14 protein-coding genes and 4 tRNA genes are annotated in these 13,624 nt (G+C 66.2%); 4 read left to right on the top strand and 14 right to left on the bottom strand.

Features of this window, described 5'->3' with window-relative positions; all coding sequences use genetic code 11:
* Positions 1-6: 6 nt before the first annotated feature.
* Positions 7-1,431 carry a 3-isopropylmalate dehydratase large subunit gene (gene leuC / locus ACYAF3_RS20650; RefSeq protein WP_003091399.1) on the bottom strand — a complete coding sequence of 475 codons (1,425 nt, stop codon included), beginning with the start codon at positions 1,429-1,431 and terminating at the stop codon, positions 7-9.
* Positions 1,432-1,593: 162 nt separating this feature from the next.
* Here leuC and ACYAF3_RS20645 point away from each other — a divergent pair, with 162 nt between their 5' ends.
* A complete protein-coding gene (locus ACYAF3_RS20645; protein ID WP_003091401.1) occupies positions 1,594-2,487 on the top strand; it encodes a LysR family transcriptional regulator in 894 nt (297 codons plus the stop codon).
* 92 nt (positions 2,488-2,579) lie between these two features.
* On the opposite strand, the gene ACYAF3_RS20640 is transcribed toward ACYAF3_RS20645, so the two are convergent.
* Together ACYAF3_RS20640 and ACYAF3_RS20635 are read right to left on the bottom strand one after the other, a co-directional pair.
* Positions 2,580-2,957, bottom strand: a complete 378-nt coding sequence (locus tag ACYAF3_RS20640) for a RidA family protein (RefSeq protein ID WP_003091402.1) — start codon at positions 2,955-2,957, stop codon at positions 2,580-2,582.
* Positions 2,958-3,036: 79 nt separating this feature from the next.
* Entirely contained in the window at positions 3,037-3,948 is a 912-nt protein-coding gene (locus tag ACYAF3_RS20635; RefSeq protein WP_003115019.1) for a LysR family transcriptional regulator, read from the bottom strand.
* A gap of 111 nt (positions 3,949-4,059) precedes the next feature.
* Here ACYAF3_RS20635 and ACYAF3_RS20630 point away from each other — a divergent pair, with 111 nt between their 5' ends.
* The gene (locus ACYAF3_RS20630; RefSeq protein ID WP_023113199.1) at positions 4,060-5,388 is read left to right on the top strand and encodes an SGNH/GDSL hydrolase family protein; all 1,329 of its coding nucleotides are present in this window, start codon (positions 4,060-4,062) and stop codon (positions 5,386-5,388) included.
* Between the two features lie 44 nt (positions 5,389-5,432).
* On the opposite strand, the gene ACYAF3_RS20625 is transcribed toward ACYAF3_RS20630, so the two are convergent.
* Complete coding sequence (locus tag ACYAF3_RS20625; protein WP_003091405.1) at positions 5,433-5,882, bottom strand: Hsp20 family protein; 450 nt, start codon at positions 5,880-5,882, stop codon at positions 5,433-5,435.
* Between the two features lie 157 nt (positions 5,883-6,039).
* Here ACYAF3_RS20625 and ACYAF3_RS20620 point away from each other — a divergent pair, with 157 nt between their 5' ends.
* The gene (locus ACYAF3_RS20620) at positions 6,040-6,843 is read left to right on the top strand and encodes a GNAT family N-acetyltransferase (protein WP_023113200.1); all 804 of its coding nucleotides are present in this window, start codon (positions 6,040-6,042) and stop codon (positions 6,841-6,843) included.
* A 16-nt stretch (positions 6,844-6,859) separates the two neighbouring features.
* Positions 6,860-7,606 carry an SDR family oxidoreductase gene (locus ACYAF3_RS20615; RefSeq protein WP_003104218.1) on the top strand — a complete coding sequence of 249 codons (747 nt, stop codon included), beginning with the start codon at positions 6,860-6,862 and terminating at the stop codon, positions 7,604-7,606.
* A gap of 14 nt (positions 7,607-7,620) precedes the next feature.
* On the opposite strand, the gene ACYAF3_RS20610 is transcribed toward ACYAF3_RS20615, so the two are convergent.
* From ACYAF3_RS20610 to gltX, 10 genes are all read right to left on the bottom strand, one after another.
* On the bottom strand, positions 7,621-8,580 hold the full coding sequence (locus ACYAF3_RS20610; protein ID WP_047106804.1) for a tRNA dihydrouridine synthase: 960 nt from the start codon (positions 8,578-8,580) through the stop codon (positions 7,621-7,623).
* Positions 8,581-8,672: 92 nt separating this feature from the next.
* Complete coding sequence (locus tag ACYAF3_RS20605; protein WP_003107647.1) at positions 8,673-9,110, bottom strand: acyl-CoA thioesterase; 438 nt, start codon at positions 9,108-9,110, stop codon at positions 8,673-8,675.
* On the bottom strand, positions 9,110-9,757 hold the full coding sequence (locus tag ACYAF3_RS20600) for a bifunctional 4-hydroxy-2-oxoglutarate aldolase/2-dehydro-3-deoxy-phosphogluconate aldolase (RefSeq protein ID WP_003115023.1): 648 nt from the start codon (positions 9,755-9,757) through the stop codon (positions 9,110-9,112). The genes ACYAF3_RS20605 and ACYAF3_RS20600 overlap by 1 nt, the downstream gene beginning before the upstream one ends.
* 112 nt (positions 9,758-9,869) lie before the next feature.
* Positions 9,870-10,727: an alpha/beta fold hydrolase gene (locus tag ACYAF3_RS20595; protein WP_047106806.1), complete on the bottom strand. Its 858-nt coding sequence runs from the start codon at positions 10,725-10,727 to the stop codon at positions 9,870-9,872.
* Positions 10,728-10,738: 11 nt separating this feature from the next.
* On the bottom strand, positions 10,739-11,281 hold the full coding sequence (locus ACYAF3_RS20590) for a TetR/AcrR family transcriptional regulator (protein WP_023086036.1): 543 nt from the start codon (positions 11,279-11,281) through the stop codon (positions 10,739-10,741).
* A 157-nt stretch (positions 11,282-11,438) separates the two neighbouring features.
* Positions 11,439-11,514, bottom strand: a tRNA-Glu gene (locus ACYAF3_RS20585).
* Positions 11,515-11,560: 46 nt separating this feature from the next.
* A tRNA-Ala gene (locus ACYAF3_RS20580) sits at positions 11,561-11,636 on the bottom strand.
* Between the two features lie 93 nt (positions 11,637-11,729).
* A tRNA-Glu gene (locus tag ACYAF3_RS20575) sits at positions 11,730-11,805 on the bottom strand.
* Between the two features lie 48 nt (positions 11,806-11,853).
* Positions 11,854-11,929, bottom strand: a tRNA-Ala gene (locus tag ACYAF3_RS20570).
* Positions 11,930-12,130: 201 nt separating this feature from the next.
* Complete coding sequence (gltX, locus tag ACYAF3_RS20565) at positions 12,131-13,615, bottom strand: glutamate--tRNA ligase (protein WP_034072897.1); 1,485 nt, start codon at positions 13,613-13,615, stop codon at positions 12,131-12,133.
* Between the last annotated feature and the right edge of the window lie 9 nt (positions 13,616-13,624).

Genomic DNA, 13,624 nt, shown 5'->3' with positions numbered 1-13,624 from the left:
TTCTCCTCAGGCGAGCAATTCGCGGACATCGATGAAGCGGCCGTTGACGGCCGCGGCGGCGGCCATCGCCGGGCTGACCAGGTGGGTACGGCCACCGGCGCCCTGACGGCCCTCGAAGTTGCGGTTGGAGGTCGAGGCGCAGTGTTCGCCGCTCTCCAGCCGGTCTGGGTTCATCGCCAGGCACATGGAACAGCCCGGCTCGCGCCATTCGAAGCCGGCCTCGATGAAGATCCGGTCCAGGCCTTCCTTCTCGGCCTGCTCCTTGACCAACCCGGAACCCGGCACCACCAGCGCCTGCTTGATGGTCGCGGCGACCTTGCGACCCCTGGCCACTTCGGCGGCAGCGCGCAGGTCCTCGATCCGCGAGTTGGTGCAGGAACCGATGAATACCCGGTCCAGCTGGATGTCGGTGATCGCCTGGTTCGGCCGCAGGCCCATGTACTTCAAGGCGCGCTCGATCGAACCGCGCTTGATCGGGTCGCTCTCGCGGGCCGGGTCCGGCACGTTCTGGTCCACGGCCAGGACCATTTCCGGCGACGTGCCCCAGCTGACCTGCGGCTTGATCTGCGCGGCGTCCAGCTCGACCACGGTATCGAAGCGGGCATCGGCGTCCGACACCAGCCCCTGCCAGCAGGCGACGGCCTGGTCCCATTGCTCGGCGCTCGGCGCGAAGGGCCGGCCCTTCACGTAGTCGATGGTCTTCTGGTCGACGGCGACCAGGCCGACGCGGGCGCCCGCCTCGATCGACATGTTGCAGATGGTCATCCGCCCTTCGATGGACAGGTCGCGGATGGCGCTGCCGGCGAACTCGATGGCGTGGCCGTTGCCGCCGGCGGTGCCGATCCTGCCGATCACCGCGAGGACGATATCCTTCGCCGTGACGCCGGCCGGCAGCCTGCCTTCGACCTTGACCAGCATGTTCTTCATCTTCTTCGCCACCAGGCACTGGGTCGCCAGCACATGCTCTACCTCGGAAGTGCCGATGCCGTGGGCCAGCGCGCCGAAGGCGCCGTGGGTGGAAGTGTGCGAGTCGCCGCAGACCACGGTCATCCCCGGGAGGGTCGCGCCCTGCTCCGGACCGACCACATGGACGATGCCCTGGCGCACGTCGTTCATCTTGAATTCGGTGATGCCGAAGTCGTCGCAGTTCTCGTCGAGGGTCTGCACCTGCAGGCGCGAGACCTCGTCGGCGATGGCGGCGATGCCGCCCTTGCGCTCGGTGCGGGTGGTCGGCACGTTGTGGTCCGGGGTGGCGATGTTGGCGTCGATCCGCCACGGCTTGCGCCCGGCCAGGCGAAGACCCTCGAAGGCCTGCGGCGAGGTCACTTCGTGCAGGATATGGCGGTCGATGTAGATCAGCGCCGAACCGTCGTCGCGCTGCTTGACCAGGTGCATGTCCCAGAGTTTGTCGTAGAGGGTCTTGCCGGCCATCGGGATTTCCTCATCAGCTCATTTCTATGCCCACAGGGCTTGTGAGGATGATCCTATGGCTTGTCTACGAATAACTCAAATTCATATTTTTCATCCAAAGCATTCCCAACAGGAATCCATTGGCGCTAAGCTCCGGGCAGCCGAAACCAGCGGAGGCCCGCAATGGACCTGAACAGCCTCAACACCTTCATCGCCATTGCCGAGACCGGCAGCTTCTCCGAAGCCGGCGAGCGCCTGCACCTGACCCAACCGGCGGTGAGCAAGCGCATCGCCGCCCTCGAACAGCAGCTCAATGCCCGGCTGTTCGACCGGGTCGGCCGCGAGGTCAACCTCACCGAGGCCGGCCGCGCCCTGCTGCCGCGCGCCTACCAGTTGCTCAACGTGCTCGACGACACCCGCCGGGCGCTGAACAACCTCACCGGCGAGGTCAGCGGCCGGCTGGTCCTGGCCACCAGCCACCACATCGGCCTGCATCGCCTGCCGCCGCTGCTGCGCGCCTTCACCCGGGCGCATCCGCAGGTGGCGCTGGATATCCAGTTCCTGGATTCGGAAGTGGCCTACGAGGAGATCCTTCATGGTCGTGCGGAACTGGCGGTGATCACCCTGGCCCCGGAAACCGCCGAACCGGTGCGCGCAGTCCCGGTATGGGACGACCCGCTGGACTTCGTCGCCGCCCCGGAGCACCCGCTGGCCCGACAGGGCACGGTGTTCCTCGCCGACGTCGCCAAGCACCCCGCGGTATTCCCCGGCGGCAACACCTTCACCCACCACATCGTGCGGCGCATGTTCGAAGCCGAAGGGCTGACGCCGAACATCGCCATGAGCACCAACTACCTGGAGACCATCAAGATGATGGTCTCCATCGGCCTGGCCTGGAGCGTGCTGCCGCGGACCATGCTCGACGACCAGGTGGTGCGCCTGCCGCTGCAGGACATCCAGCTCAGCCGCCAGCTCGGCTATATCCTGCACACCGAGCGGACCCTGTCGAACGCCGCGCGCGCCTTCATGCGCCTGCTCGACGAACAGGCATTCGGCAACGGCACTCCAGCGGCCTGAAGCGATTCAGGTCGGACGCCACGGGTAGGCCCTCCCCTCTTTGCCGTCCGCGGCCAGCGCTCACCCGACCTGCATGCCAATGCCCTCGCGACTCAGCCCTCGCCGACCCACGCCTGCACCTCGACCTCCACGTCGACCCCCAGCGCCAGCCCGGCGGTCACCGTCGAGCGTACCGGCAAGGCCCCCTGCACATGACGCTGGTAGACCTCGTTGAAACCGGCGAAGTGGGCCATGTCCGACAGCCAGACGGTGACCTTCACCAGTTGGTCGAAACGCGCGCCACAGCTCTCCAGGGTCTCGCCGATGCGTGCCATCACCGCTTCGGTCTGGGTCTGGATATCGCCACGTACCACCTCGCCGGTCGGACTCATCGGCACCTGTCCGGAAAGAAACAGGAAGCCGCCGGCCCGCACCGCGCGGGAAAAGGGAAACGGCAGGCTGCTGGGGTAACGCTGGATGTCATCGCTCATCTGGATTGCCTCCTGTGGATGAAGCGCTAGGAAGAAAAGCTTTCGGCCGCGGAATCGGCGTATTCATGTAGCACTGCGATCAACCCTGGCTCATATCGACGCGCTCCGCCAGAAAGTCCAGGAACGCCCGCACGCGCAGCGGCAGATAGCCGCCCTGGCCGACGTAGACGGCGTGGACTTCCTCCAGGTCGCCTGGGTTGTATGCCTCGAGCACGGGAATCAGGCGCCCGGCGGCTATGTCCTCGCGCACCTGGAACGCGGCCAGCCGCGCCAGGCCCAGGCCGGCCACGGCCAGACGGCGCAGCGCCTCGCCATCGCTGGCCTGGGCGTTGCCCGACAACGGCACCACGAGTTCCTCGCCGGCGTCCCGCAGCGGCCAGCCGGAGCGCGTTCGCACATAGTTGGCGCCGAGGCGGTTGTGCCCCAGCAGCGCCTGCGGCGTGGCCGGCATGCCATGCCGGGCCAGATAGGCCGGCGCACCGACGATCAGCATGCGCGTGCTCCCCAGCTTGCGCGCCACCAGGCTCGAGCTTTTCAGCGGCCCCGCGCGCACGGCCACGTCGGTGCGCTGCTCGAGGATGTCGACGACCTCATCGGTCAGCACGATATCCAGCGTCACCTCGGGATGCTGCGCGAGGAACTCGGGCACCAGCGGCAGCAGGAAGTGATGCCCGAAAGGCACGTTGGCGTTGACTCGCAAGCGCCCACGCGGCGCCGCGTTTTCGCTCGCACACCGCTCGGCTTCCTCCAGATCGGCCAGGATACGCACCCCGCGCTCGTAGAACGCGCATCCCTCGGGTGTCAGTTGCAATTGTCGGGTGGAGCGGTTCAGCAAGCGGGTTCCCAGGCGCTGTTCGAGCCGGGTGATCAACTTGCTGACTGCCGAGGGCGTCATGCCGCAACGTCGAGCGGCGGCGGAAAAGCCCCCCGACTCGACGACCCGGGCAAACACCTCCAGTTCGCCGGAACGGTTGACTTCAAGCCGGGCCATGGCGCCCTGCCTGATGATTTCGCTTCATAAATGATGTTCCCCGCTACGGCCTATTCCCCTTAAATCTTTGAATTCATCATCAGCTACAGGATAACCACTGAATTCAACGACATGAAACGACCCATCGAAAGACTTCCCGCCGCGACCTCCAGCGCAACCCGGGCCTTCGCGCTCGCGACGAGCCTGTTGTACGCCTGCGCCGCGCCGGCCGCTTCCTGGACCGCCAGCTGGCAGGCCAGCCCGCAGCCGGTCTGGGCTGAGGACTTCCTGTTTCCCAGCAACGTGCCGGCCGAACTGCACGACCAGACGGTGCGGCAACTGGCGCGAATCAGCCTGGGAGGAACGCGCGTGCGCATCGTCCTGGCAAATACCTATGGAAGGCGCCCGATCCGGATCGGCCGGGCCACCCTGGCCAAACCCGGTTCCGAGCGCGCCGCGGTCGCCACCGGCAGCCTGCATGACGTGACCTTTGGCGGACGCCGGACGGCGACCATCGCGCCCGGCGCCACGCTACTCAGCGATCCGGTGGCGATGCCGGTGGCCGCGCTCTCGCAGGTGCTGGTGAGTCTCTACCTGCCGGCCGCCACGCCCATGGAAACCTTCCACTGGGACGGCCGCCAGACGGGCTGGATCGTCGCCGGCGAGCAGACCCAAAGCCACGCATTGCAGCTGGACGCGGCGGACAGCCAGAGCACCAGCGCGCGCCTGCTGTTGACAGGTATCCTGGTCGAAACCGAAACGGCAACGCGGACGCTGGTGACGCTCGGCGACTCGATCACCGACGGAGCCAGCGCCAGCCTCGACCGGAACAGCCGTTGGCCGGACTTCCTCGCCGAACGCCTGGCCCCGCATGGCGTCGCCGTGGTCAATGCGGGGATTTCCGGCGCCCGTCTGCTGAGCGACGGCATGGGCGCGAGCGCGCTGGCACGTCTGGACCGCGACGTACTGGCCCAGCCAGGCGCAAGCAGCATGGTGGTGATGCTCGGCATCAACGACATTGCCTGGCCCGGTACCGCTTTCGCCCGGAATGCCGCACCGCCCACCCTGGAAGCGCTGATCGCCGGCTACCGGCAATTGATCGAACGGGCGCACAACCGGGGTATCCGGGTCGTCGGCGCGACCCTCACGCCGTTCGAGGGCGCACTGCCCGGCACGCCGTTGAGCGATTATTACCATCCCGCCAAGGAAGCCCTGCGCAGGCAGGTTAACGAGTGGATCCGTCATGCCGGCGCCTTCGATGCGGTGATCGACTTCGACGCGGCATTGCGCGATCCGGAGCAGCCGTCGCGGCTCGCCGCGCGCTACGACTCCGGCGACCATCTGCACCCCAGCGACGAAGGCAACCGGGCGATGGCGGCCGCCGTCGACCTCGACGTCCTGCTGGACGAGGTGCCCGACGGCCTACCGGCGGAGCCCCGGGCCGATAGCGTAACGAAATGAAAAAAAGGCGCCCGAAGGCGCCTTTTTTCGATCACCGCTGACGGTTACTGGTTGTCCAGTGCCGGGCGCTGGCCATTGATGGCGATACGCTTCGGCTTGGCTTCTTCCGGAACCAGCCGCACCAGGTCGATGTTCAGCAGGCCGTTGGCCAGCGAAGCCGCCTTGACCTCGATATGGTCGGCGAGGCGGAACGACAGCTTGAAGGCGCGCTGGGCGATGCCCTGGTGCAGGTAGGTCACGTTGTCCGTGGACTTCTCGCGCTTGCCGCCACTGACGGTCAGCACGCCGCGCTCGACCTGCAGGTCCAGGTCTTCTTCCTGGAAGCCGGCGGCGGCGATGACAATGCGATACTCGTCGTCACCGTGCTTTTCGACGTTGTAGGGCGGGTAGGTACTCCCGGCCTCATTGCGCAGGGCCGACTCGAACAGATCGTTGAAGCGATCGAAGCCTACGGAATGACGGAACAGCGGGGCGAGGGAAAAAGCGTTGCTCATTGCGAATCTCCTGAATTATCAGCAAGTACTCTGGTGCGGAACCCGTCTTCGGCATCCCGCACGAACTAGATAGGGATCGTCGGAAGTATTTCAAGAGCCTTGAGAACGACCGTTCGTCGTGCTCAGATCGAAACTCATCCTTTCGAGAACCGTCGCCATGGAACGCGCAATCCCGACCTTCCCCTGCCGCGATCTGGACAGCGCCAGCGCCTTCTACCAGTCCCTCGGCTTCCACCTTGGCGCTCGCTATCCGACCTACGCCATCCTCCAGCGCGGCGCCCTGGAGCTGCACCTGTCGCTGTTCGAGGCGCTCGAACCGAAGACCAATTGCAGCGCTGCCTACCTGCGCCTGGAGGACGCCCAGGCGCTGCATCGCCAGGCCACGGCCCTCGGCCTGGGCGGCCAGGGGATTCCACGCATCACGGTCCTGGAAGACCAGCCCTGGGGTATGCGCGAATTCGCCCTGGTCGATCCCGACGGCAACCTGCTGCGGGTCGGCCAGGAGCTCGATGCGACGCCAGAGCAGCACCGGGTTCGCCTGGCCAGCGCCGACGACGTCCCCGCAGTGGCCGCGCTCTGGCAAGCCAATGTCCGCGAAGCCGGGGAAACCCTGGATGCCGGCGACCAACAGGCGATCCAGGCACTGCTCCTGGCCGCCTCGCGCAACCGCTTGCTCTGGCTGGCGGAGGCCCAGCAGCATCCCCGCGGTTTCGTCCTCGCCCACTTGTGGCAGATCGAGGACGGTCAGGCACGGGTCGGAGAGATCGCAGAGCTCTACGTATTGCCGCAGGCCCGCCGCCAGGGCCTGGCCCGGGAACTGGTGGGCAGCGCCGAGGAGGCCCTGCGCTCGCGCGGCGCCGGCCTGATCCGCGCGCAATCGGCCCTTGACGCGCCGCTGTCCAACCTGTTCTGGCAGGGCCTGGGCTGGGACGCCGACTACCTGACCTTCACTCGCTACTGACCTGGGGAGCATCATCATGCGCAACGTCATGCTGATCACCGGAGCCAGCCGCGGCATCGGCGCCGCCACCGCTCTGCTCGCCGCCGAACGCGGCTATGCGGTCGTCCTCAACTATCTGCGCAACCGCGAGGCCGCCGAAGCGCTGCGCCAGCGCATCGAGCGCCAGGGCGGCGAAGCCCTGGCGGTGGCGGCCGACGTAGCCGAGGAAGGCGATGTCGAGCGGCTGTTCGCCGCCATCGACGAACGTTTCGGGCGCCTCGACGTGCTGGTCAACAACGCCGGCATGCTGGAAGCGCAGACGCGCCTGGAAAACATCGACGCGGCGCGCCTGCACAGGGTATTCGCGACCAACGTGACCGGCAGCTTCCTCTGCGCCCGCGAGGCGGTGAAGCGCCTGTCGACCCGCCACGGCGGGCGCGGCGGCAGCATCGTCAACGTGTCCTCGATGGCCTCGCGGCTGGGATCGCCCAACGAATACATCGACTATGCCGCCGCCAAGGGCGCCATCGACAGCATGACCATCGGTCTGGCCAGGGAAGTGGCGGCGGAGGGTATCCGGGTCAACGCGGTGCGGCCCGGACTGATCGATACCGAGATCCACGCCAGCGGCGGCGAGCCAGGCCGTATCGAACGCCTGAAGGGCGGCATACCGCTAGGACGCGGCGGTACGGCGGAGGAAGTCGCGCGGGCGATTCTCTGGCTGGCGTCGGACGAAGCCAGCTACAGCACCGGCACCTTCATCGATGTCAGCGGCGGCCGCTAGGCCTGGTACGCAAGCTAGGCCGCCTGGCTGAACGACACCTGCAACAGCCGGTCGATGGTTTCGCAATCGCTTTCCCGGCGTATCCGTGCGAACAGCTCGACGGCTTCGGGATAGGTGCGGGTGAGCATGCCCAGCCACTGCTTGAGACGGCCCGGGGCATAGCGCGGGGCGAGCTTGCGCCGGGCCTGCAGCCAGAAGTCGCGCAGCAGCGGCAACAGATCGCTCCAGGGCATCTCGCGGATTTCGCCGCCATCGCGCCAGGCGGCGATCTGCCGAGCCAGGCCAGGACGCGAGACCAGGCCGCGACCGAGCATGATGTCCTCCACCCCGCTGACCTCGCGACAACGCAGGTAGTCGTCGAGCGTCCACACTTCGCCATTGGCGAACACCGGCACGCGCACCGCCTCGGCCACCCGCGCCACCCACTCCCAGTGCGCCGGCGGCCTGTAGCCATCGACCTTGGTCCGGGCATGCACCACTACATGGGCCGAGCCGCCGTCGGCCAGGGCCCGCGCACAATCCAGGGCGCCGTCGGGACTGTCGTAGCCCAGGCGCATCTTCGAGGTCACCGCAATCTCGCTCGGCACCGCGCGACGCACGGCGGCGACGATGTCGTGCATCAGCTTCGGCTCCTTGAGCAATACCGCGCCGCCGCGCGAGCGGTTCACGGTCTTGGCCGGACAACCGAAGTTCAGGTCGATCACCGGGGCACCCAGCTCACAGGCGAACGCGGCGTTATCCGCCAGGCACGCAGGATCGGAGCCGAGCAACTGCACACGCATCGGCGTCCCGGCGCGGGTCCGGCTGCCGTCGCGCAGCTCCGGCGCCAGCTTGTGGAAAGCCGTGGCCGGCAGTAGGCGATCGGTGATGCGAATGAATTCGGTGACGCACCAATCGATGCCGCCGACGCGGGTCAGCACGTCGCGGAGGATTTCATCCACCAGACCTTCCATCGGCGCCAGGGCGATTTGCACGAACCACTACCTCGAAAATGACAGGCGGCGGATTCTAGAGAATCCGCCGCCCGGAACAAAGTGCGAATGCCTGCCGGCCGACGCGCGACGGGTCAGGCCCCGGCGAGCAGAGCCTGGCCATAGCCGTCGATGAACTCCGCCGGCATCCGCTTCGGCTTGCCGCTGGACAGTTCGATGCAGACGAAGGTGGTCTGCGCCCGCAGCAGCGTGGCGCCATCCGCCGGGCGTACCAACTGGAAGCGCCGGTTCATCCGCAGGCGCTGGTCGGACTCGACGATCCAGGTCGCCAATTGCAGTTCGTCGCCCTCGTAGGCCGCGGCCAGGTAGTCGATCTCGTGGCGCAGCACCGCCATCGCCCGGTCCAGCCGGCGGTACTCGGCCAGGTCCAGGCCCAGCCGCTGCGAGTGGCGCCAGGCGCAGCGCTCCAGCCAACTGACGTAGACGGCGTTGTTCGCGTGGCCGAGCCCGTCGATGTCCTCGGCGAGGACCCTGAGGTCGATCACGAACGGATCGGCGTAGTCCCAATTCATCAATGCTGCTCCAGGCTGCCGGCCAGTTCGCGCGCTTCCCTGGCCAGTTGTGTGATCTGATCCCAGGCCCGCGCCCGGATCAGGCTCGGCGGCGCCAACCAGGTGCCGCCGACACAGGCGACATTGGGCAGGCGGAGGAAATTCAGCAGGTTGTCCAGGTTCACCCCGCCGGTCGGGCAGAAGCGGATGCCGGTGAACGGCCCCTTCAGGCTTTTCAGCATTTTCACGCTGGCAGTGCCATCAGCCGGGAACAGCTTCAGCGAGCGATAACCGTACTCCAGCGCCAGCAACACTTCCGAAGGCGTCATCACCCCGGGTAGGTATGGCAGGCCGGCATCCTCCGCGGCGGCGGCAAGACGCGGCGTGCATCCGGGGCTGACGGCGAACTGTGCGCCTGCGTCGCGCGCCTCGAGAAACTGCTCGGTGTGGATCAGGGTACCCGCCCCCAGCAGGACCTCGGGCACCTCGCGATGGATGGCGGCGATCGCGTCCAGCGCCTGCGGCGTGCGCAGCGTCACTTCCAGCACCGTGACGCCGCCCGCATACAACGCGCGCGCCAGGTCGGGCGCCAGCGCCACGTCCTCGATCACCAGCACCGGCAATACCGGGCTGGCCTGCTGCAGGACCCGATCCAGCGGCAATGTCATGGGCACTCCTCGATTCGAAACGGTTCGCCCCGCCGGATCGCTCCGCGCGGGCCACAGCGCTTTTTACCGAAGAACCGAGGTCAGGACAACGACAACCCCTCTGCTACGCGCCTCAGGAAGCGCTCGCCGTCTTTTCCACGCGCCGGCAAGCGCGCATCGCCGGGCGCTCCTCGAGCAGCGCCAGCAGCGACTCGCTCAGCCTGCGCTCGCCGAGCAGTCGGTGGTGGCCGCCGCCCGGCAGACGCAGCAAGCGACTGGCCGGCCAGGCGGCATGGATGCGCTCGGCATTTTCCACCGCTACGCGCGTGTCGTCGTCGGCATGCACCACCAGCCCGGGCATTTCCAGACGGTAGCGCGCCACATCCAGGCACGCCGCGGATATGCCAGCCTGACGCTCGACCAGGCGGATGAAATGCGAGCGAGCCAGGGCCGGCAAACCGACGAAACGAGCGAACAGGCGCAACTGTTCGAGAATCCGCGACGGCGCCGAGACCGTCACCAGCGCTTCGCTGCGCAGCCCCATCTGGGCCGCCAGCAACGCCGCCGCGCCACCCAGGGAATGACCGACCACCGCACGCAGCGGCGGCAACTCGCCAGCGGCCTCCAGCAAGGCATGGGCGAACAGCACCACGTTCGCCTCCCTGCCCGGCGAGCGGCCATGGGCCGGCGCATCGAGGGCATACACCGAATAACCCGCGCCGACCAGTTGCTCGATCAGATGGGCGAACTGTGTCGGCCTGCCGGCCCAGCCATGCAGCAGCAGGACTGCCGGCCCCTCGCCCCAGCGCAACACCGACAGCCCGAAGCGCAGAGTGACGCGCTCCGAACTGGCCAGCAGCGGCAGCTCCCAATCCTTCGGCGGCCACTCGCCAGACACCATGAACGTCCGACGCATACGCTCGGCCGTCCAACGCGGCGCGATGCGGCCGATCGTCCCGTTGAAACCGCGAATCCAGGTCAGGCTGCTCATCTCGCACCTCCTCAGTTCACCGCCTGCTTGGCGGCACGCAGAACCCGGTCGGACAGATCCCCCGGCCCCAATGCCCGGGCCAGCGCCAAACCGCCAATCATCAACACCAGGTCGGCCAGGGCGACGTCGGTTTCCTCGGGACTTTCCGCCAGGCTGGCGACCATGATCTCGACATGTCTGCTCAAGACCTCGCGAAACCCCTCCGGCAGGCGCGCCACCTCGGCTAGGGTCGCCGGCAGCGGACAACCGGCGTCGACCTGTGCGTCCCGATGCTTGCGCGACAGGTAGAAGGCGGCCGCCAAGGCACGACGCTCCTTTCCCGACAATCCGGGATCGAGTTCGCCGAGCAGTTCGCGGCGCTTGCCGAGCAATTGCTCGAACGCCTCGAGCATCAGCGCATCCTTGCTCTGGAAGTGGGCATAGAAGCCGCCGACGGTGAGCCCCGCCGCGCCCATCACTTCCCCGACGCTAGGTTCGACGGCGCCCCGCTCGAGCAGGGCCTGGGTGGCGGCACCGAGGATGCGGGCACGGGTCTGGGTTTTCTTGTCGCTCATGACGATCTCCGAAAATATTATGGATGAAATATTATATGCATAATAAAAATCGGCAAGCGTACGGCCGGGCCGTCTGTCAGGAAATTCGAAAGGGAAAAAACAAAAGGGCCATTCCAATTCGGAATGGCCCTATAGAGCCCCGCAGAGCGGGAAAAAGTGGCGTCCCCTAGGGGACTCGAACCCCTGTTACCGCCGTGAAAGGGCGGTGTCCTAGGCCACTAGACGAAGGGGACAATGAAACCTTCGAAAAGTAAGGCCAGCGATGCTGGCCTTGGAATGTGGTGGAGCTAGACGGGATCGAACCGTCGACCTCTTGCATGCCATGCAAGCGCTCTCCCAGCTGAGCTATAGCCCCGAATTCGCCATCAGGCGGGCGATCTTCCGATCGCTTCGACAACCTTCCGGTCGTCGACACGTTCATCCATTGCTGGGACGGATGAACATGAAGTGGCGTCCCCTAGGGGACTCGAACCCCTGTTACCGCCGTGAAAGGGCGGTGTCCTAGGCCACTAGACGAAGGGGACGAAACCTTCGTAGGAATCCGCAAAACCAACCGCGTATTCCCGGCAATTTGGTGGAGCTAGACGGGATCGAACCGTCGACCTCTTGCATGCCATGCAAGCGCTCTCCCAGCTGAGCTATAGCCCCAAAGTACCGCTGGATCGCTTCACTTCGTTGAGTTCGTCGTGAAGACGGGGCGCATACTAAGGGCGAGGCTTGAGGCTGTCAACATTATTTTTCATCGAAACCTAAAAAATTTTACCGGAAGAACAATCACTTACCTCCCCTCCCCCAAAAACGAGGCCCGCAACTGGGCGGGCCTCGTCATCGACTGTGGAAGAAAGCCGGTCAGCCGGGAATGGCGTCGCGGATCTTCTCCCACTCCTTGGTTTCCTTTTTCGACGCCCCGCCCAGCAGCTCCAGGGCCTGGCGCAAGCGATAACGCGACAGGTCGGCGCCAAGGATCTCCATGGCGTCCAGCACCGAAACCGAGCTGGCATGCCCGGTGATGGCCGGGAACATCAGCGGCATCACGTCGCGCAGCTTGAGCTGGAGGTGTTCGGCGACAGCCTGGATGCAGCCGGTGATGCGTTCCTTCTCCCACTGGCGCAGGGATTCGAGTTTCCACAGCACCAGTTGCAGGACCTGGCGGACCTGGGTCGGATCGAGCTTCTTGTGTTCGAACAGCGAAACGTCCAGCGGCACCCCGCCGCTGAAGAAGAATCCGGCCAGCGGCGCGATCTGGCTGAAGTTCTCCACCCGTCCCTGCACGTGCGGAGCGATCTTCATCAGGTATTCGGGATTCAACGCCCACTTCTGCACCTCACGGGCGAACTCCTCCACGGACTGCTCGCGGATCCACTGCCCGTTCAGCCAGGAGAGCTTCTCCAGGTCGAAGATCGGTCCGCCCAGGGAGACGCGCGACAGGTCGAAATGCTCGATCATCTCGGCGAGGGTGAATTTCTCGCGCTCGTCCGGCATCGACCAGCCCATCCGCCCGAGGTAGTTGAGCAGCGCCTGCGGCAGGTAGCCCATGCGCTCGTAGAAGGTGATAGAGGTCGGATTCTTGCGCTTGGACAGCTTGCTCTTGTCCGGGTTGCGCAGCAGTGGCATGTAGCACAGCTGCGGCTGCTCCCAGCCGAAATACTCGTAGAGCTTGATCAGCTTGGGCGCCGACGGCAGCCACTCTTCGCCGCGCAGGACGTGGGTGATGCCCATCAGGTGGTCGTCGACCACGTTGGCGAGGAAGTAGGTGGGCAGGCCGTCGGCCTTCATCAGCACCTGCATGTCCATGCGATCCCACGGAATCTCGACATCGCCGCGGAGCATGTCCGGCACCACGCAGACGCCCTCGGTCGGCACCTTCATGCGGGTGACGTGGGACTCGCCGGCGGCGAGGCGGCGCTGCACCTCATCCTTCGGCAGGTGCATGCAGTGGCCGTCGTAGCGCGGGGTTTCCTTGCGCGCCATCTGCTCGGCGCGAACCGCATCGAGGCGCTCGGGCGTGCAGAAGCAGGTGAAGGCATGGCCCTTCTCGACCAGTTCGTCCGAATACTTCTTGTAGATATGCCCGCGCTCGCTCTGCCGGTACGGGCCATGCGGGCCGCCGACGTCCGGGCCCTCGTCCCATTCGATGCCGAGCCAGCGCAGGGCGTCGTAGATCTGCTGCTCGGACTCCCGCGTCGAACGCAGCTGGTCGGTGTCCTCGATGCGCAGGATGAACTGACCGCCGTGCTGACGCGCGAAGCACAGGTTGAACAGCGCGATGTATGCGGTACCGACGTGCGGGTCGCCCGTCGGCGACGGGGCGATGCGAGTACGAACAGTGGTCATGGAGACTCT

The organism is Pseudomonas sp. TZ252, assembly GCF_056110345.1.
The sequence above is the reverse complement of the archived record's forward strand: the minus strand, read 5'-3'. Positions and strand labels throughout refer to the sequence as shown.